14 protein-coding genes are annotated in these 20,647 nt (G+C 40.6%); 5 read left to right on the forward strand and 9 right to left on the reverse strand.

Annotated features, from left to right (window positions below):
• Nucleotides 1-457: 457 nt before the first annotated feature.
• Nucleotides 458-2,803: a response regulator gene (locus I8748_RS06180; protein ID WP_198123773.1), complete on the forward strand. Its 2,346-nt coding sequence runs from the start codon at nt 458-460 to the stop codon at nt 2,801-2,803.
• Nucleotides 2,804-3,232: 429 nt separating this feature from the next.
• Here the strand turns inward: I8748_RS06180 and I8748_RS34960 are convergent, their stop codons facing one another.
• Nucleotides 3,233-3,877: a transposase family protein gene (locus I8748_RS34960; protein WP_225896327.1), complete on the reverse strand. Its 645-nt coding sequence runs from the start codon at nt 3,875-3,877 to the stop codon at nt 3,233-3,235.
• Nucleotides 3,878-4,493: 616 nt separating this feature from the next.
• Between I8748_RS34960 and I8748_RS06190 the strand changes: the two genes are divergently transcribed.
• Both I8748_RS06190 and I8748_RS06195 read left to right on the forward strand, forming a co-directional pair.
• Complete coding sequence (locus I8748_RS06190; protein WP_198123774.1) at nt 4,494-4,649, forward strand: hypothetical protein; 156 nt, start codon at nt 4,494-4,496, stop codon at nt 4,647-4,649.
• A gap of 27 nt (nt 4,650-4,676) precedes the next feature.
• Entirely contained in the window at nt 4,677-4,973 is a 297-nt protein-coding gene (locus tag I8748_RS06195; protein WP_198123775.1) for a hypothetical protein, read from the forward strand.
• Nucleotides 4,974-5,442: 469 nt separating this feature from the next.
• On the opposite strand, the gene I8748_RS06200 is transcribed toward I8748_RS06195, so the two are convergent.
• The 3 genes from I8748_RS06200 to I8748_RS06210 all read right to left on the reverse strand — a co-directional run bounded on the left by I8748_RS06200 (nt 5,443) and on the right by I8748_RS06210 (nt 9,428).
• Nucleotides 5,443-7,041: an Hsp70 family protein gene (locus I8748_RS06200; RefSeq protein ID WP_198123776.1), complete on the reverse strand. Its 1,599-nt coding sequence runs from the start codon at nt 7,039-7,041 to the stop codon at nt 5,443-5,445.
• Nucleotides 7,042-7,232: 191 nt separating this feature from the next.
• Nucleotides 7,233-8,180, reverse strand: coding sequence for a UV DNA damage repair endonuclease UvsE (uvsE, locus tag I8748_RS06205; RefSeq protein WP_198123777.1), 948 nt, complete (start codon nt 8,178-8,180; stop codon nt 7,233-7,235).
• Nucleotides 8,181-8,219: 39 nt separating this feature from the next.
• Nucleotides 8,220-9,428, reverse strand: a complete 1,209-nt coding sequence (locus tag I8748_RS06210; RefSeq protein ID WP_198123778.1) for an RNA-guided endonuclease InsQ/TnpB family protein — start codon at nt 9,426-9,428, stop codon at nt 8,220-8,222.
• Nucleotides 9,429-9,664: 236 nt separating this feature from the next.
• Here I8748_RS06210 and I8748_RS06215 point away from each other — a divergent pair, with 236 nt between their 5' ends.
• The gene (locus I8748_RS06215) at nt 9,665-9,883 is read left to right on the forward strand and encodes a hypothetical protein (RefSeq protein ID WP_198123779.1); all 219 of its coding nucleotides are present in this window, start codon (nt 9,665-9,667) and stop codon (nt 9,881-9,883) included.
• 1,127 nt (nt 9,884-11,010) lie between these two features.
• Here the strand turns inward: I8748_RS06215 and I8748_RS06220 are convergent.
• The 5 genes from I8748_RS06220 to I8748_RS06235 form a co-directional block, all read right to left on the reverse strand.
• Complete coding sequence (locus I8748_RS06220) at nt 11,011-11,535, reverse strand: L,D-transpeptidase (protein WP_198123780.1); 525 nt, start codon at nt 11,533-11,535, stop codon at nt 11,011-11,013.
• 75 nt (nt 11,536-11,610) lie between these two features.
• The gene (locus I8748_RS34520) at nt 11,611-11,754 is read right to left on the reverse strand and encodes a hypothetical protein (RefSeq protein ID WP_214662414.1); all 144 of its coding nucleotides are present in this window, start codon (nt 11,752-11,754) and stop codon (nt 11,611-11,613) included.
• 264 nt (nt 11,755-12,018) lie between these two features.
• Nucleotides 12,019-12,531, reverse strand: coding sequence for a L,D-transpeptidase (locus tag I8748_RS06225; protein WP_198123848.1), 513 nt, complete (start codon nt 12,529-12,531; stop codon nt 12,019-12,021).
• Nucleotides 12,532-12,642: 111 nt separating this feature from the next.
• Nucleotides 12,643-13,275 carry a bifunctional 4-hydroxy-2-oxoglutarate aldolase/2-dehydro-3-deoxy-phosphogluconate aldolase gene (locus tag I8748_RS06230; RefSeq protein ID WP_198123781.1) on the reverse strand — a complete coding sequence of 211 codons (633 nt, stop codon included), beginning with the start codon at nt 13,273-13,275 and terminating at the stop codon, nt 12,643-12,645.
• Nucleotides 13,276-13,423: 148 nt separating this feature from the next.
• Nucleotides 13,424-15,805 carry a phosphoketolase family protein gene (locus I8748_RS06235; protein ID WP_198123782.1) on the reverse strand — a complete coding sequence of 794 codons (2,382 nt, stop codon included), beginning with the start codon at nt 15,803-15,805 and terminating at the stop codon, nt 13,424-13,426.
• A gap of 964 nt (nt 15,806-16,769) precedes the next feature.
• Here I8748_RS06235 and I8748_RS06240 point away from each other — a divergent pair.
• The gene (locus tag I8748_RS06240; RefSeq protein WP_198123783.1) at nt 16,770-20,399 is read left to right on the forward strand and encodes a hypothetical protein; all 3,630 of its coding nucleotides are present in this window, start codon (nt 16,770-16,772) and stop codon (nt 20,397-20,399) included.
• Nucleotides 20,400-20,647 lie beyond the last annotated feature (248 nt).

Consider the following 20,647-nt stretch of genomic DNA (forward strand, 5'->3'; position numbering starts at 1 on the left):
TACAAACTATTTAATTGATAAGCGTTTCTACTTTTCTTAATGCCATTCGACTTAAGTGTTGAGTATCTCTGCAAATACTTTTATAGATAATGATAATCATTAAAGGGTTTGGGGTAAAGAGGCTAGCATTGCTAGCCTCTTTACCCCCTAATTTTCTGTTAAATGTTACGACTATTTTCTGCCTCAGTTCTCTCGATGCACAACAAAAATCTTTAATGTTTTAATTCCAACTGCACTAAAATTAGTCAATTTTAAACATCTACAAAATTGGTTTACAAATTACTGCCACTGTATCTTATAAACCTGCAATTTGCTGTATGAAAGCTGAGACTCAAATTGTTGTACAGACTGACTTATAAATTATTGGACAGATGTTTTGATTTTACACTATTGGGATGTAAGGAGTTATTTCAAAAATCAAATAAAATTTCTATATACAAAGAAAAATAGTGTTGTGATGAAAATCTTGTTGATCGAAGATGACGAAGTTTTAGCAAGTATTTTGTTGCAGTCTCTTTCCCAACAATACTATGCTGTTGAAATCGCACGAGACGGACAAGTTGGCTGGGAATATGTCCAAAATACAAGCTACGACCTCATATTGACGGATGTAGGATTGCCGAAACTGGATGGCATTACTTTATGTCAGCGTTTACGTTCTAGTGGCTGTTCCACTCCCATTTTATTGATCACAGCAAAAGATGAAACTAATGATCGCATTCGTGGACTCGATGCTGGAGCAGATGATTATCTAATTAAACCTTTAAATTTGGAAGAACTCCAAGCAAGGGTACGTGCTTTATTACGTCGCAGCGATATTCCCCGTCCTCCAGTGCTAGAAGTTGGGGCATTGCGGTTAGATCCAAGTATTTGTGAAGTAACATACAATAATCAAGTTCTCAACTTAACCCCCAAAGAATACAGTCTACTGGAGCTATTACTGCGGAATCCATCGCGGGTTTTTAGTCGGGGAGATATTATCGAACATCTCTGGACTTTTGACGACCCACCCCAAGAGGAAACTGTTAAATCCCATATTAAGTGGTTACGACATAAGTTGAAAGTAGTTGGGGCCGTAGACTGGATTGAAAACGTTTATGGTCTGGGATATCGCTTAAAATCCCAAAAAGTTATTATTAGTGGAAATAACGAAAGAGAAATAACTCAAAAAAATACAAATCATAATTCTTCCATACCCAATAGTTCCTCATCTGTTGAACAGCAGTTTAACCAGGCAATGAAGACGTTGTGGAGTCAATATCAGGGGTTAATGATACAGCGAATGGAGGTACTGCAACAAGCAGCATCAGAAATCTTTAGCGGCACACTAACTATAGAATTACGTAAATCGGCGGGACGGGAAGCCCACAAGCTAGCCGGTGTTTTGGGAATGTTTGAGCAAGAAGCAGGAACTCAAATAGCGCGGGAAATTGAACAGATTTTAGACAAAAATGGAGAGCTATCACCAGCCCAAAAACACCAACTGATATCACTGATACAAGAGTTAGGCAAATTGTTAGACCTGATGACACAAAAGGTAGTTAATCAAACACCTACCTCGATTGAGGAAGAGATAAATTCTAAGTTACTGCTGATTGACCCTGATTTACAACTAGGTTCACAGTTGCAACAAGTTGCATATTCTATGGAGATGCAATGGCAGCAAATAACAACGTTAGAAGGTGCAAAAAACTTCTTGCAAACCACATCACCAGATTTAGTAGTGCTGAATGTAGATGAGATAGGGCAGCGAGAGGAAAGTTTGGCACTAATATTGGATTTAGCAACACACATCCCTCCTGTACCTGTTCTGGCGCTGGCTGTCAGTGATAAGTTGGTGGATCGCGTGACTTTGGCTCAGTCTGGGGCGCGGGGTTTTCTCGTAAAGCCTGTCACTGCAAGTCAAGTTTGCAAAACTGCGTCTCAAATATTACAGTCTACCCGTTCTTTAACAGCAAATGTATTGGTAGTTGATGATGATCCGGTGATTTTAGCAGCATTAGAGCCAATGTTAAAGCCTTGGGGAATGCGAATGACTGGATTGGACGATCCCTTACGTTTCTGGGAGGTATTACAATCTACTGCACCAGATTTATTGATTTTGGATATAGAAATGCCCCACGTAAGTGGTACAGAACTTTGTCAGACAGTTCGCACAGATCTCCAATGGCAGGAATTACCGATTATATTTCTGACTGCTCACTGGGAGATGGAAACAGTGCAGCAGGTGTTTGCTGCTGGAGGAGATGATTATGTGGTTAAACCCTTTGTGGAAGCAGAACTGATGGCAAGGATTACCCATCGCTTAGAACGCAGCCGCCTACTTCAGTCCCTCTCTACCAAAGACCCCCTAACCGGACTAGCAAATCAGTTCCAGTCTAACCGTGACTTACAGTACCTGATTGCTCAAGCCGAGAAAAATCAGCAATCGGTTTACTTAGTGATATTAACTATCAGTGATTTACGCCAAATTAATATCCAGTACGGTCATGAGGCTGGTAATCAAGTATTGCAACGATGGAGTCGTCTATTTCAATCGGCATTTTGCTGTGGCGAAATTTTAGGCTATTGGGGTAACGGAGAATTTGTGGTAGGAGTTCCTGTGTTTACTGAAACAGAACGGCTTGTGATTAACCACCGCCTCAGTGACATTTTAACCAAGCTCCGCCAGCAAGTATTTACAGCTCCCAATGGCGATCGCTTCCAAGTAAGCTGTTATTTTGCTGTGGTTGACTATCCTAATGATGGACTAAATATCCACTCTCTATACCAAATTGCTATTTCTATGTTGCAGCACAACTAACTGGACTTTAAACTAAAACAGTGTAATGTAGCAATACTAAATCATTTATGAGAAAACATCATAGTCATTGAGCTAAGAGGATGTTTGGAAAGTCAAAAAAAGCTCTAGTAACGGTAATCTGTCAGTAGACTTGTCCGAAAACTCCTCGCGCCAGACTGTTCAAAGCTTTGAGGCAAAACTTTGATATTTGCGTAAAAACGTAGCGATCAGCCTTTGAGATAGTTACTATTAGTTTAGAGGCATAAACATTAACTCATTTTTTTTTAGAATTTCTTGACTATTTTTAATAGCTAAATTGGCAGAATTAAGCTACTAATTCTCAGCCTAACTAACCCACAGACTGTTAAAATAATCTGCTCATACGTCTCAAGTTTTAAGCGAAATCTTTGTGAGGCTATACGGAATATTTTAAGCAATCGAATCAAATGTTCAAATGAATATTCGATTACTAGACAAAGCCTTATTTTCATCTTTTTGCTGTTGAGTTAATTCTTGTTTTGCCTTTCTTTTGTGAGGAGTAGTAATGTTTTCACCACCTTGAAAAGCCTTGGGGAGATCCAATAAATAAATTAGCCCAGCCGTATCAAATATATTTTGGCTCAACCCAAGGACTGAGGCGCTTTCGCCTTCTTGGATATCCACTAATGCTTGATAATATCCCCTTTCTGGGTCTTGATTCTCATTAGGTAAAGGATAATTTGCATTTTTAATTCCTTCTAATCCTTGTACTTCTCTATTAATTATCTCACCACCGTTTGCTTCTTTCTTTGGGGTTATGCCATCAACATCCAATTTCATATGGAATTGCCAGGTTTCTGAAGGCAGAATAGCCGTGGTTTTATCTAAATCAGCTTCTGTTACATCAGATTCAACTATTGATGCCGAAGGAACAGTAGAATTATCAACTTCTTGGGTGCTGGTATCATTTGACAACCCAGGAATCATTGTCGCCAGTACGAGACTATTAAACCAAAGTGGGTGATCATTTTGAGAACCATCTTTCCTTGTTTTCAGTCGCGATCCTGCTATGCCTGGAAATAGAATTACAGGATAACGTTTTGTGATGTCGCTCATTTTTTTTCCTTTTATTACTTGAGTTTTGAGCAAAGAAACTAAATTTTTGACCTGTTTACAGAACGTAATGGTCTATAAAAATGTTAGAAACAACTTGATTCTTGAAAAGCAGTTTCTACATTTATATTGCAACTTACGTCTGCCAGAATGACGCTACAAAACTAAATGGTGTAGGCACACCATTGGTAAGTCTTTGTTCAAAACCATATGAAAATCTGTCAACTGATTCACCATCAGCTGTCCATATGTGTTTATCTTCTATGGATAAATCAGTGCCATGCAATCCTGATCTAGAATTGCTCTGAGAGCTTGTTTTAAAAGTGCCGTAAGCTATACTTTTACTGCTCTGACTTGGGTCAATTCCAACGAAGAATCAAAGTTACAGCCATGTACACCAGATCCTTCGCTGTGTTTAACACCAGAGCAAAAAAACCTTTACAAACATTCTCTTAAACGCTAATTGATCCATAATCAGACTCTTTTTGGTAGCAAATAATTCTGTTTTAGGCGGTCGTTTGTATACTAATACGACCATAGTTAATTTTGCAAGGATAGTTAAGACAGTTAAGACAGTTAAGGCGATTTTTAGAAAATTTTAATAATTAACGTGAGTTCGATGAACCTCTCTCCAATCCGACGCAAAGAGGGACAAAAAATTTTTGCAACAGGGCTTGCAAAGTATAAATTTATACTATATATTATATATGTACAGTCAAATGTACAAGAAAGGCGATCGCTTCCCGACCAAGGCAGCGCGATCGCCCTTCTTTAAACCCCTACAATAGGAGTCAACACTATCATGACACAAGAAAAACAGTCCGGAGATGATCAAAACTTTGCCAAAGGAGAGTTTGAGGGTTATTTGCCAAGCGAAGATTCAGATACACCCACTCCTAAGCAATCTTTTGCAAAACTTTTACCTACCAGAGAACCAATTAAGCATTTACTGATAGGTTCTCCCAAAGCCGTTACTAGCACAATCCACTATTTGCAAGTGATTGGCTATGCAAACGTGGGAGACTGGAGTCAACTATTACCAACCGGAAACCCTGATGAAGTGATGAGTATTCTCATTCGTCAGATTTTAGTTTCATAACTTTGGAACCTCCGTTTTCTTTAGGGAACGGGGGTTTTTTTGTGAAGCGTTATATCATGTCCGCTTGATTACTTATTAAACCCTAAGAACCCCACCCCACCAAAGCTACACTTTGTTTCCCCTCCCCGTGAACGGGGAGGGGTTAGGGGTGGGGTGCAATGATTGTGGGAATCATAACTAATTTACCGGACATGGTATTATACCATTTCACGAAATACCTGATACAGATACATGAGTAGGGGCGTACAGCTGTCATTGGTGTCAACTTAAGTCAAAAAGCTTATTCCACAGTCGTTTTACCCCACCCCTTAATCCCCTCCCCGCTTGCGGGGAACTCGGGGCCCCCTTTGGGGATTAGGGGTAGGGAGACTTTGACGTAAGTCAAAGGCGGGGTGGGGTTGTTTTTTGATTTATGCAAGAAGTCTAATATTTAAGCTTGTGCCAATCTGATTGACAGAATAGAAGAACACTAACTCAACTGTGCTACGAGTTGATTTTCCAACAGCGTGTCATTAGTCAACAAGTCTTCAACGGTGATTCGTAAAAAGCGCTGTTCATCAACTTGAAACAGAATTTTAATGCGATCGCTCCCAGGATAACCCGGAGGTGACAATTGAGCTATACTTCTGGCACCATCTTTATCGTTGAGTGGTTTGACGCTGGTTTCACCGCTATCCAGACGACGAGTAATCAAGCGATCGCCATCAAAATAAACTTCAACACCGCCTGTTTCTACTCCCAATTCTCCCATAATTAACTCAATACTGGGTTGATTTTCCAAGGAAGCACCTAAAACTAATTCCACTGGCTGACTCATGGGATATGGTTGTCCCGCTTTGATAATCGGATGCCAGTTGTGGCGTTGTTGGCGGCGGTTCCAATAACGGATACCATAACTATGGTAGAGAAAATCTTTGATTTCCACGCCTTGGGCTAACTGTAACGCACCTTGGGCGATCGCTTCAAAGGGACGTTCGCAACGAATTTTTTCCGGTGCAAAATACTGCTTCACCCATGTCTGCACTGCTGGCAATTGCACAGTACCACCAACTAACAAAACTGCATTGATATCTGCAATCTCTACCCCTTGCCGTCGCGCTTGCTGCAACAATGTTGTCATGGACTCATCGAGTAACTCAAAAAACCCATGTTCAGTGAGAATATTTTCCAAGCCATCACGGTTTAATTCTAGTTCGTAACTTTCAAATGTTTCATCATCAAAATAAACTTCACTGGCTTGGTTTTGGGTAGATAGCTGAATTTTCAACTTTTCAGCGAGTCTGGTTATCAAAGGACTTACCGTCAACCCTTGAGTTTTGACAAAGTAATCTACTAACCAATTATCAATATCAGTACCGCCCAAATTTTGCCCAGCTTTCGCCAGAACACGGGCAGTTTTTACCTTTTGTTTGGAGTTTTCCGCCAAAGATTTATTACCCCACTTCAAGAGAAAACCCACAGGCTTTGTGCTTCCTTGCGCGCCTTTATTCAACTGCACTAGGGATAAATCCAAAGTACCGCCGCCAAAGTCAATTACCAAGATCATGTCTTGATCTGCCAAGCCATAACCCAAAGCTGCGGCTGTGGGTTCATCCAGCATCCGCACTTGTTCAACGTTGAGGTCTTGACAAACTTTTCCCAACCAGTGACGATAAGCTTCAAAACTGTCTACGGGTACCGTTAACACTAAGGAATCTAACCCGCCTTCCTGGGGTGCTAGTTGTGCAATCACTTCCTTGAGGAACCATTGTCCCACTTGTTCAAACGTGATAATCTGCCCATCTAGTTCAGGTAGAAAACCTTGGATATCTGCACCAATACCACGTTTGAAGCTGCGAAAAAATCGTGCTTCCCCCTTAAGGTCAAGACCGCGATCGCGTACTTGTTGCCCCACTAAAATTTTACCTTGTGTTGCTTCTTCGACATAAACCAAGCTAGGAATCAATGGCGGATTTAAACTTTGCTGAATTGATAAACCAGGTATGCTAAGGGTTTCCGGCTGCTGGGTGACAGGATTCCAACGGGCAATGACTGTGTTGCTAGTACCAAAATCGATTGCGATCGCCATAGTTTATCTATAATGATTTCCCACCAAGACATTTGTGATGCAAATAATATATCTAATTATGATGACTGATGACCGAAAACAGGGTGTGGGGTGTAGGGAAAGAACGTGCTTCCACACCAAAATACTGATATAGTATACTCTTACTTTCCCCCTTCACCTTTCACCCTTCCCCTTCCCCTTCCCCTTCCCCTTCACCCTTCCCCTTCCAACCACCATGATCGCAAATGCGCGATCGCTTCTTCTTTCTTTTTAGCTTCAACTTCTATCCACGGTGCTTGGTGATAGACATCAGGCATAGCAATGATTAATTCGCTGTGTTTTCTGTCATTAAAAGCTTCTTCACCGTTGGAAATATGTACCAATTGCCAATCTGGATTTTTCCAAGTTTCCCGCGCTGCGTAAAACATCGACGCTACACTGGGGTGATTGTAGCTATCTAAGTTTTCGTGGCAAATATGGTGATGGGCATCAAATACCATTGGTACTCCTGAGCGCTGACACACTGCTAAAATTTCCTCAGCACTGTAAGCGTATTCATCATTCTCGAAGGTCAAACGACTTTTAACTGTTTCTGGGAGTTCGGAAATCACTTTTACTAATTGTTCACTGCGTTGAGATTTGCCGCCATGAATATTCATCAATGACCAAGGCGATCGCGGTAAGCCCAGCAAGTCAAGTGTACGAGCGTGGCGTTCTAGAATTTTAATACTTGTTTGCACCACTTCGGGAGAATCAGAACTCAGCACTACATATTGGTCTGGGTGCAGTACCATTCTGATGCCCAAAATTAGCGATTTTTTACCAATTTCGCTCAATTGGGGCTGCATTTCCTCCAATATATGAGCGCCAATTTCATCTTCCATATCACTCAGCGGAAATAAAGCGCAGGTTATGCGATACAGCCGAATTTTGTTTGCTTCACAAAAGCCAAGGGCATCATGCAAACGCTGTAAATTATGCTGATATATTTCTCTGAGTCCGCTTTCACGTTCAACATGAGAGAGTTGCAAGTAGCGCGTGCGCGTCATCGTGCGAAAGCGAACTTGTTTAGAAAAAGTGATACAAACTAGCCCTAAATGTGGCAGATTTGTTTGCGATCGCTGTGTATCAGATGAGTTTTGAAACTGAATTACAGTCATTAACTAAATTGATTGATTTCTTTGACACTCACCGCACTTTTAGGGCGGTGATTCTTCATTCATAGACCCAACTTGCTCACACAGGATTTCTCCAGTATGAGTAGAGGTCGAATCTCCTGAAGCGTTCGGGTCTAAGACCCAGGTTCCTACGTGACCCGTAGTACCCAAGGCTAAATTCAGAATATTGATTGCAGCATTCCAGTCTCTATCTAGCACAAAACCACATTGACAAGCATGGGTTCTCACAGACAAAGATTTCTTGACTACTGCACCACAATTAGAACATTCAGCAGAAGTTAGTCGCGGATTAACAGCAACAGTTACCCTACCAAACTTCGTCCCAAAATACTCTAACCATTTTCTGAACTGATACCAACCAGCATCATTAATTGACTTGGCGAGACAATGATTTTTAACTAAATTTTTAATCCTCAAATCTTCGTAGGCGACCAAATCGTTAGATTGGATTACGCAACGTGCCACCTTCTTGGCATGTTCTTCACGCCGCCTACTTATTTTGAGGTGTACTCGCCCTAATTTATTAATAGCTTTCTTACGATTAGTAGAGCCTTGAACTTTGCGTTGAACACGGCGTTGATGGAATTTTAACCGTTTCTCACTTGTTCGATAAAACTTAGGGTTGGGTTCTGTATGTCCGTTGCTATCGGTGTAAAACTCTTTGATTCCAACATCCAATCCAATAGTTTTACCAGTTGGTTTAATGTCTACTTTCACATCAGCTTTCACTAAAAACTGAACGTAGTAGCCATCAGCACGACTAACCAATCTAACCCGTTTTATCTGATCTATTTGGTAGAAGTTTAAATCCCAAGTTCCCTTGATTTTTAGCTTGCCAATGCCTTTTTTATCGGTAAAAGTGATTTGCTTCCTGTTTGGTGAAAGTGACCATCCAGAGGTTTTATATTCAACTGAGCGGTTGTTTTTCTGAAACTGTGGATAGCCCTTTTTACCTGGAATTTGCTTTTTACAATTGTCGTAAAACCGAGCAATTGCAGTATAAGCCCTTTCAACTGCAACTTGACTTGCATGAGAGTTTAAAGCTTTAACAAATGGATACTCAGCTCTTAACGCAGTGTTGTGACGATATAACTGTTTTTGTCCTGCACCTCGGTTGTCCATCCAGTAGCGGATACACTTGTTGCGAACAAATTGAAATGTCCTTATCGCCTCATCAATGGCGGCGTATTGAGTTGTTTTTCCTTTGGCTTTAAACTCAAAAACAATCATTTGACGTGGGAAAACCCTACGGCAAAATTCTAACACAAAAAAGCCGCCCTATAAAGGCGAGGCTTAAAACCCATTAATTTCGGTCAAAAAAGATAGATGTACCTTTAGGTAGTGAAGTCAAGCCTCTGAAATATTTATTAATATAGAGATAGATCCAATCCCAGGAGTCGAAGAAAGTTTTTAATAGCGGCATTTTTCATAAATCAGCAGATTCTTCACTAAAACAACAGAGGATCATGAAAGACCAGCAAAAATCAGACTCTAAGGAATTCGTAGGATATCTCAAAAATGGGATTTGGCTGTTTGGCCTCTCATCTTGGGTATTTGGCATCACCGATCGCAGTATTGCTTCATTTGCAGATGGCTATCTATCTGCTTTAGATTTGACGCAACTATTTACAGCAGCTACATTCTTCGTCGCATGGTTATTTTTGAAACCAACATCCAGGGCTTGAGGGAGAAGTAGGAAAGCAGGGGTAAAGTCTCCTCAATGCATTATTTTGCATAATACCGATTTAAATAATCTTTGCGACAGATTGATTAACTGTAGGGGCGTACAGCTGTACGCCCCTACAAGATATCTGTTGCATTCTTTTTTCAAATTGGTATGAGTCCTGATTTTATGGAATTTCCTGACCATTAACAGTCTTCACAAGAAATTCGCAATTATAATCACTCAAATTGCCTTAGTTCAACAAGTGAGCTAAGGCAGTTTGAGTATTATAACATGTCATAATAGCGTTGAAAGTCTACTACGCCCAACCGCTCTGATGAAGGGTTTAACCTTCCGTACATAGGTAGCAAAGTGAAGGAAGCGACAAAAACTCCACACCTTTCATTGCACATATTCTTACTGTCCGTGTATCTGTCGTCGCTCTCCTTCGACACACGACAATGGGTCACAGCGGTACAACACCCATCCAGTAATAACTGTTATGCACTTATCATAGCAATTGCTCACTTTTAGTTAGTCAGTCTGGGGAAAGAACTGCTATCAAACTTGAGAAATAATTGGATTAATTACTCTTGTCTCTCAAAAGAAATAACAGGACTGAAACATTTTTGAGGCAGAAATAACCTTCAAACCGATGCAGGCAAAACAAATACAACCAAAGACTTAAAAATGCTTGAAACCTAAATACAGCAAATTTCAACTATATGAGGTACAGAAATGCCCCGCCCGCACACTTCGCGCACCCTTCCCTCGCTAAGGCTACGGTGTATACACAAGTACAAGCAGCATAGGTTTCAACTCTTCTAGAAGTTTCGTAGCGTGCGTTATGGATACGCCGAAATAACAAATGAGTTCGCCGAAATAACAAATGAGTTCGCCGAAATAACAAATGCGTACGCCGAAATAACAAATGCGTACGCCGAAATGACAAATGCGTACGCCGAAATAACAAATGCGTACGCCGAAATAACAAATGCGTACGCCGAAATAACAAATGAGTTCGCTGAAATAACAAATGCGTATGCCTTGTTTAAGTCCTGCTAACTCCTAACCTAACTCACTCAGCAACGCCAGTCCGCTCAAGTCGGGAAACCCGCCCACGCGGCTGGCTCCTCAGCACTCAGCACTCTACTTACGCACTACAACCAAAGTCCCTATTGAAGTCCAGTTGTAAAGCTTGCGAGCTAATTTAACTGGCAAATTCACGCAACCATGACTTACTGGAGTCCCAAAACGGTTATGCCAGTAAGCACCATGAATAGCATAGCCTCGATAAAAATACATTGTGTAAGGAACATCAGGAATATCGTAACCCCTGCCTTGCATTCGATCAGTGCGATATTTAGAATTAATGCGAAAGCTACCTATGGGTGTGGGAGTTGAGCGCTTTCCTGTAGAAATGCGGAATGAATATACTAGTTTTTCACCTTCCCATGCACGTAAGCGTTGCTCGGATAAGTCAATTTCAATCCTACGAGGTTGGGATTTTTGTTGGTCTTCAGAGATAGTGATGCTGTTGTTCTCCAGCGATGCTGCACTGGCTGTAGCAGAGTTATGGTCAGCCGCCGTTGGTGGCAAACAAGAGACTAAAGCTGCCACGATCAACACCATACCTGCACAGAAAGTTCTTGAGCAACGTATCCAACTTTGCATGTTGCATCACCTTCTATTTTAAGTTTGCTTGTTTGAGCAGAAAAAGAGTAGTCCTACTCCTTTTTTGCCTGGAGATTATCGTTTAGACAGCAGGGGAGAATAAATTGCAACTGTAATATTACAGGGGCATTGTAGTAAACTTTTACTCTCATGCTTCCAATAGTCTTGTCTGGTGCGATCGCTCGTTTGCAGATTTGATGGTGTTAACTGCGTAGACATCGCACTCACAATTTAAGTAATTTCAAACAGGATTTGTCAGGATTTACGCTTATATCTTTGAGGCTGATCAGTTCTTCTATTATTTATTTCAACTTTAGTAATTCTAATTCCGGAGATTTCCTACCGACAGTTCCACCAAAATCGCTCAATTGTCTTGATTTCTGGTTATTAGGGAATGGGGAGTGGGGAGTAGAGATGAGGGGGATGAGTGAGAAGTTGAAAATAACTTCTTTTTCCCAATTCCCAATTCCCAATTCCCAAAAACTACTTATGAATGACTACTGGTGTCCCTAACGATGCCCATTTGAATAACCACTTGGCATGATTCGGTGCAACATTAACACAGCCGTGACTGACTGGAGTACCAAAACTTTTATGCCAATATGCACCATGAATACCATAGTTTCCTTGGTAAAACATTGCATAAGGAACGTTAGGAACGTCGTAGTCTTCTCCCCGCATCCGGGTAGTCTTGTACTTGGATTGAATTTTAAAAGTGCCGACGCGAGTCGGAGTAGATTTTTTGCCGGAAGAAATCACGACGGAATAAACGGGTTTTCCACCTTCCCAAGCTGTTAATCGCTGCTTTGAGAGATTAATTTGAATCCAGCGTTGGTCGGATTGTTGTAAAGTCTGGATGGTTTGTTTAATCGTCTGTTGATTTGAAGCTGCCCAAGTTTGATTAGTTCCAGCACCCATCACACTCAAGGATAGTGCTGTGCCTGCAAGGAATATTTTTAAGTGACGCATCCAGTCAGTGTTAATAAGACTTTTCATCATAAATACCTTCAGATGACGAAGTTGAAAGAGATTTTTCAGATTTAAAATTTAATCTCTAGCCCTTTACTTCTATTATAAGTATATACATTGTATAATTTCACTCTATCGTTAGACTAACTGTTGCATCAAGTTACTGGCATTTTGAGCGATCGCTTCCCAATTTCTATCTACAACCAGTTTTTGAGGAAACAATTCGCTACTTAAACCCACAGCAATTGCTCCTGCTTGTAAAAATTCCTTGGCATTTTCTAGGGTGACGCCGCCAGTAGGGATCAAGGGAATGTTACCTAGTGGCCCTTGTAAACTTTTAATATAACTAGCCCCTCCCACTGCTTGTATAGGGAACACCTTCACACAACTAGCGCCTTGAGTCCAGGCAGTAATAATTTCTGTAGGAGTAAGCGCACCAGGGATAATAGGGATATTTCTCTCAACTGCGGTATGAATCATCACAGGATCAACGTGGGGTGTGAAGAGGAACTGTGCCCCAGATGCGATCGCAGCTTGCAGTTGTTGGACATTGAACAGTGTACCAGTACCGATAATACAGTCAGGTAATTTAGAACGTAGTTGACTAATTAATTCTGGTGCGCCATCACTATTCCAGGTAATCTCAATTAGCTGCATTCCTCCAGATGCCACAGCCATAGCCATTTGCAGTCCCAGTTCGATTTTTGGGGCGCGGATAACTGCGATCGCTCGGTGTTTTTGTAACTGTGATAACCAAAATTGATCAGGCATTGTTAATAGGGAATTGGTAATAGGTAATGGGTAATGGGTAATTGGTAATGGGGAATTGGGAATTGGGAAAAAGAAGTTATTCTCCCTCATCCCCCTCATCCCCCTCATCCTCCTCATCCCCCCTACTCCCTACTCCCCACTCCCTAGCTTAATACGGCCACTTCCAGTCACGAATCTCTGGCATGTCTTCGCCATACTTAGAGATGTAGTGCCTGTGTTCGATTAGCTTATCTTGCAAGCGCTGTTTGACATAAGCTGCTTTATAACCTAGTTTTGGTACGCGATCGATTACGTCCATCACCAGGTGGAAGCGATCGAGGTCGTTAAGTACAACCATATCAAAGGGAGTTGTGGTGGTTCCCTCTTCCTTATAACCGCGTACATGCAGGTTATTGTGGTTGGTGTGGCGATAAGTTAGGCGATGAATCAACCAAGGATAGCCATGAAAAGCAAAGATAATTGGTTTGTCAGTGGTGAAAATCGTGTCAAAGTCTTTGCTGCTTAAACCGTGGGGATGCTCGCTTTTTGGCTGTAGTGTCATCAAATCCACTACGTTGACCACCCGCACCTTCAAATCAGGGAAGTTCTGCCGCAAAATGTCTACAGCAGCTAAGGTTTCTAAGGTGGGAACATCCCCAGCGCAAGCCATCACCACATCGGGTTCGCTGTCTTGGTCATTACTTGCCCATTCCCAAATCCCAATACCTTTGGTGCAGTGCTTGATAGCTGCATCTATGTCTAAATATTGCAGTGCAGGTTGCTTACCTGCAACGATGACGTTGACATACTGACGGCTTCTGAGACAATGGTCTGTCACCGACAGCAAGGTGTTGGCATCAGGGGGGAGATATACGCGAATGATTTCTGATTTTTTGTTGACCACATGGTCGATAAAACCAGGGTCTTGGTGAGAAAAACCGTTGTGGTCTTGTCGCCAAACGTGGGAGGTAAGCAAGTAGTTCAGAGAAGCAATTGGTCTACGCCAAGGAATGTCAAGGGTAGTTTTCAACCACTTGGCGTGCTGGTTGAACATTGAGTCAATGATGTGGATGAATGCCTCGTAACAGGAGAAAAATCCGTGGCGACCTGTTAATAAATAGCCTTCTAACCATCCTTGACAACTAGTTTCGCTGAGGATTTCCATCACCCGCCCATCGGGAGATAAATGTTCGTCTTCTGGAAGAATCTTGGCTACCCAAGTCCGATCTGTAACTTCAAACACAGCATCTAGGCGGTTTGATTGGGTTTCGTCGGGGCCGAACATACGGAAGTTACGGGTTTCTTGGTTGAGTCTTATGACATCCCGGAGGAATTTTCCTGTCACCCTGGTAGCTTCCGCTTCTACTTTGCCTGGTTGGAGGATATCTACAGCGTAGTCTTGGAAGTTAGGTAACTTCAAATCGCGCAGGAGAAGACCGCCGTTGGCGTGGGGATTGTCGCCCATGCGGCGGTGTCCTTTGGGAGCCAGTTCTGCTAGTTCAGGAATTAGCTTACCGTTGGTGTCGAAAAGTTCTTCTGGTTTGTAACTTTTCATCCAATCTTCCAGAATTTGCAAGTGTTCTGGTTTTTTGGCAATCTCGCTTAAAGGTACTTGGTGCGATCGCCAAGAATCCTCGGTTTTTTTGCCATCTACTTCTTTTGGCCCTGTCCAACCTTTGGGTGTGCGTAAAATAATCATTGGCCACTGCGGGCGCTGGCTAAAACCATGCACGCGGGCTTCTCTCTGGATGTTTTGAATTTCTGTAATTATGGTGTCTAAAGTTGCCGCCATCTGTTGGTGGACATCTGCGGGTTCTGAGCCTTCCACAAAGTAAGGTTTGTAACCATAACCCACAAACAAACTTTCTAGCTCTTCATGGCTCAACCGTGACAGTAGGGTTGGACTAGCTATTTTATACCCATTTAGGTGCAAGATAGGAAGTACTGCACCATCATGAACAGGATTGAGAAACTTGTTAGAATGCCAGCTAGTAGCTAAAGCACCAGTTTCAGCCTCCCCATCACCGACAACAGCCGCAACTATCAAATCAGGGTTGTCAAAAGCAGCACCGTAGGCATGGACAAGCGCATAACCAAGTTCACCGCCTTCATGGATAGAACCCGGAGTTTCCGGTGCAGCATGGCTAGGAATACCACCCGGAAAGGAAAATTGTTTGAAAAGTTGTTTCATCCCCTCAATATCTTGGGAGATGTTGGGGTAATACTGGCTATAAGTGCCTTCTAAGTAAGTGTTAGCTACCAGTCCAGGGGCACCATGACCAGGCCCGGCAATGTATATGGTGTTCAAATCATACTTATTGATTACTCGGTTGAGGTGGACATAAATGAAGTTCAAGCCTGGTGTTGTTCCCCAGTGTCCGAGTAGTCGGGGTTTGACATGTTCCAACTTCAGCGGTTCTAACAGTAATGGATTGTCAAGAAGATATATTTGCCCTACTGAAAGATAATTGGCTGCACGCCAGTAGGCGTTCATTTTATACAATTCTGCATCAGTTAAAGGCTTCGTCTGTGGAGGAGTTGCTAAAGTCATATCAAACTCCATTACAAAATAATTTTCACGAATTCATCAGTATGACAGTTTACTCGCCTATAAAATCAAGTGCATCTTACTCATGACAAATATTGTCATAAGTAAATTGAAAATAGGTATGAGCAATTATGTAATACATTTACTCAAATTTTAAATAAACCTGATTAAATACCGAATATGACCTTTACAGGAAGGTAACAGACTTCAGCATCATACCGAGTTATTTTTCCACTTAATTTTATTTTTTGTCTTACATATCTGAGCCATGATTTAGCAACTAAGCTAAAGCGCATCTAAATTGCATAATCACCTATAAAGGTCGTTGACTGTCATCAGTCATCAGTCATCAGTCCACACAAATTAGATATGCAATCTTTTATGCGGAACAGCTTAATGCTCATTTATTCCCTTGTTTGCCTAATTTATCCTACTGTCATCTAATCCTTTATTTTCCTGCAAATCAAGCTAGAGGATTACGTTGTAATACATTGAGCCAATTAAAGAATTACATTTTATAAATATTTCTTTTGATAAAAAATAATTACACCTTCAGAGGGAAAACAAAATAGGAAACTATTAACAGGTTTTCCTATCTCATCGTTTCTGCTGTAAAAAATAATGTAAAGTTTGGTAAATCAACTCAACACTTCTAGGTGGATTACCAATAAAAAAACTCTACCCACAAGGGGATGGAGTTTTTGGACATGGAAAATAGGGTATGGAGAAGAGTTACCAATGCCCAATGCCCCAAGTCGGCAGGCGGCTATCCCTCTCGACCCACAAAAGGATGGAGTTTCCCGACGACTTCCATAAACTATTTGTAATGTTTATTATCATCATGAAAAGTTCTCAAGATTACGCCTAATATCTTCAGTCTTTTGTCAGCTTCTAAAAGTTTTCGGTTTACTGAACTTGCAAGTAGTTAAAAAGTTTGATTTGCAACAAAATTTCGTAAATTTTTGCTATGAACATATTTAGTTGGATATCTAGTTATGTGCAAAATAAAAGAAATGAATCAAGTGTAAACAGAAAACTTGATAGCAGCACACCGAATATTCAGCTCATACCAAGAGCAGTTTACTTGAATGAAATAAGTAAACTGTATACTCTGGATTTGGCAACAAATAAAGCTATTCTGATTGGCGAAATAGCTGTAGAACTTTCAGATATTGCTTTTGTTGATTCTCAATTATACGGACTGGGCCTTGTAGACGATAAGACGAAACTAGTTAAAATCGACCTAAATTCAGGTGAGGCGATCGCGATCGGTGATATTGGCTTTACTTGTGTAGGTTTAGCATACAATTGCCAGCGCCAAATCCTCTACGCTACAAGTGCTAAACAACTGATTGCTATTAATCTCGAAACAGGTAAAGGAACACCGGCACTAACAGTAACAGGCAAAGAATATAACTGTGGTGAAGTTGCTTTTAATGCTAATGGTAAAGCTTATATCACCTTAATTGGTTATGACAAAAAGAAACTATTAGCAACCTGTGACCTTGATACAAGTGAAGTCAAAATTATTGGGGATATAGGCTTTGCTGATGTTACCAGTTTAGAATTTGTTAATGATGTTCTGTACGGCGTAACTGGTAACTTTTTTCAGTTAGGTAAAGATGGTCAATTAATCTCCATTGATACTAAAACTGGTAAAGGGACTTTAGTTGCCATAACCGAACCTATCGGTCGCTGGGCTGGGATTACTATTTATGAACCAGCTACGAAAAGAGTAGTCGAAATTACTCCAGAAGTAAAGCCAGAGGAAAATTTTCACAACAGCAAAACTATGCAAGTAATTACAACTGCCAAGGGAAAAAACGTGAATATCTTAACTATCGATACCAAAACCAATTGCTACGTTATCGACCCTAATCAAATGAACAATTTGCAACAGAATGTTGCAACCTCGTTCACCTTAGAAAAAGGTAATTTTGACATCAGGATTACTGAAGGTCGCTATAGTTATGCCAAAAGCAAAACAGAAGGTGAACCGTTTGTTTTACTGTGGATATATGGGATTGATGGAACTACAATCATTAATAAAAACACAGGGTTTGAAGTAGGTGCAACCTGGACGACTTTAAATGAATATAATGACACTCTCAAATTAGAGGTCAAGGGTAAAGCTGTTATCAACGCCTTATACTTCGATTTCAATAATGCTGATAATAGTGGGTCAATTAATCTGCTTATTACTAGTAATAAGCAATATTTTAACTCTCGAACTTTAACAGTAGACAGCAAAAAAAATTGCTACGTTTTGGACGAAAATTATCTGTCTACCCTCAAACAAACTGGAGGTAATTTCATTGAATTAAATCCTGGTAATTATCGGCTGAAGATTCGGGAAGGTAATGCTAGCTATTGGTCAGATAACAAAAAATTTAATCTAGAGCCTTGGGCTTTAATTTTGATTCAAGGTGGGAAATTTACTACAAAACTCACAGGTATCGAAATTGAAGAAACTTGGGTTTCATTAAATGGTCTGAAAGACGAAGTAGTTTTAGAAGTCAAGGAAAAGACTACGCTAACAGGATTATTTATTGATACCTATAAGGAAGATAATGAAGGACAGATTATTTTGGCAATAGAGCAATTAGGCGAAGCTGAAATAACCGAAAGACGTATAGAGTTGGGAGATAACAACTCTATAGAAATAGAACAGACGAATATAGAACGGAAGCAAGAAAACTATACCTTTGACTTCACATTCAGATTTGAAGAAGAAGAGTTTAAGAAAAAGTGGGAAGAGCAATTAAAGCAGATTGATAGCTCTACCAAGGTGACAGATAAAGTTGATATAAAGCTAGAAAATAAATATTGGGATCAACTCGAACAGTTACTTCTCAAAAGTTACGAAGAGCGCTTCAACAGCCTGTCCATAGAAGTGGCAAAAGTCAGGTTCTCAATGGACGCTTATCTACAACAGGTAGAGTTGAGCTTGAAGCAGAACTTGCAAGATTGGTCTGATTATTACTTAGAGCGGATATTGGAAGATAAGATTAACGTTGAGATATCGAATAAAATTAACCAACAACTCAACCTCTATTTCGACCAAAATTTTGAGCAAAGAATCCGCAACAATATTAGTTTGATTCTCAACAACATCATCAATAAGCAGGAACTTAACCAATACGTTAATCAGCAAGTCAACAACTCTTTTGAGCAAAATATCCGTAACAACATTAATTTGATTATCAATAGCATTGTCAATAAGCAGGAATTTAACCAGTTCATCGACCGACAGTTTAATCAACAAATCGACAGTTCTTTTGAGCAAAATATCCGTAAAAATACCAACTTAATTGCTCAAAATCTCATCAATAATAGTGCTGATCTTAGTCAGTATGTCAGTCAGCAAGTTGATAACTCATTCGAGCAAAACGTCCGCAACAAAATCAACCTGATTACCCAGAGCATCATTAATAATAATACTGAGCTTGATCAGTATGTCGGTCATCAAGTTGATAACTCATTCGAGCGAAATATCCGCAACAACGTTAACCTGATTACTCAAAGCATCATTAATGACAATACTGAACTGAATCAGTATGTCAGTCAGCAAGTTGATAACTCATTCGAGCAAAACGTCCGCAACAAAATCAACCTGATTGCTCAAAATCTCATCAACAATAGTGCTGAGCTTAATCGGTATGTTAGCCAGCAAGTTGATAACTCATTCGAGCAAAACGTCCGCAACAAAATCAACCTGATCACTCAAAGCATCATTAATGACAATACTGAACTGAATCAGTATGTCAGTCAGCAAGTTGATAACTCATTCGAGCAAAACGTCCGCAACAAAATCAACCTGATTACCCAGAGCATCATTAATAATAATACTGAGCTTAATCAGTATGTCAGCCAGCAAGTTGATAACTCATTCGAGCAAAACGTCCGCAACAAAATCAACCTGATCACTCAAAGCATCATTAATGACAACACTGATCTGAATCAGTACGTTGACCAACGCTTGCAGTACAACGTAACCAACAACAACGTCTTAATTAACCAAATCTTCGACAATGATCAATTAACCCAGAAGATTCAGAATGTTTTCATCGATAATTCTCAAATTCACCAGAAGATTGAGAATGTTGTGATCAACAGTCCTGAAGTTAACAATAGAATGCTCAATTTTATTGTTAACAGTACGGAAATTAACAACAAGATTAATAACCTCTACAGAGATGTTGACATTAAGCTTGAGAACATCCGTAATGAATGGAATCAGACATTTATCACTCTGGTGAGACAATACGTTGATGAAGTGATTGCAATCATCGGCAATAGAGAATCATTCAACATTCAGGTTGCGAATGTAATCAGCGTTAAGCTGGACGAGCTACTCAACCAAATCTGGAAAATCAGAAACGAATTGATTGTGTTTATTAACAATTCAGAAAGAAATCTCTATGAGTGGACTTTGGAAGAACTCATGGTTATTAAAGGCTGTTTAACTGATCGCCAGGCGCTGGTTGAGCAACTAATCACTTTCAGTACTGAATTAAAAGTCAAGCTGGATAATACCACTTGCGTAGATATCAATACATTCAAGCCGCTTAAGCTGATCTCAGCACACCAGCAGTGACCGTGTAGATTGGGCAAAGGGAAAAGGGAAAAGGGTAAGGGTTTTAAACCCTTACCCTTTTCTCAGCTGTCAAAGAGACTTTTGCAGGCTATTAGACTCCGAATACCGTTCGGTTAAGACATCTCTTCGTTGAGACAGCAGAGGGGAAAGACTTGCAGTAAGTCTTTCCCCTCTGCTCCCCAGCTCCCCAGCTCCCCTGCTTGCCTTCACGAGTAAATTTCTTATCCGAACCGTATTGATTAAACTCC

Origin of the sequence: Amazonocrinis nigriterrae CENA67 (genome assembly GCF_016056305.1) — a bacterium.
GTDB classification, from domain to species: domain Bacteria; phylum Cyanobacteriota; class Cyanobacteriia; order Cyanobacteriales; family Nostocaceae; genus Amazonocrinis; species Amazonocrinis nigriterrae.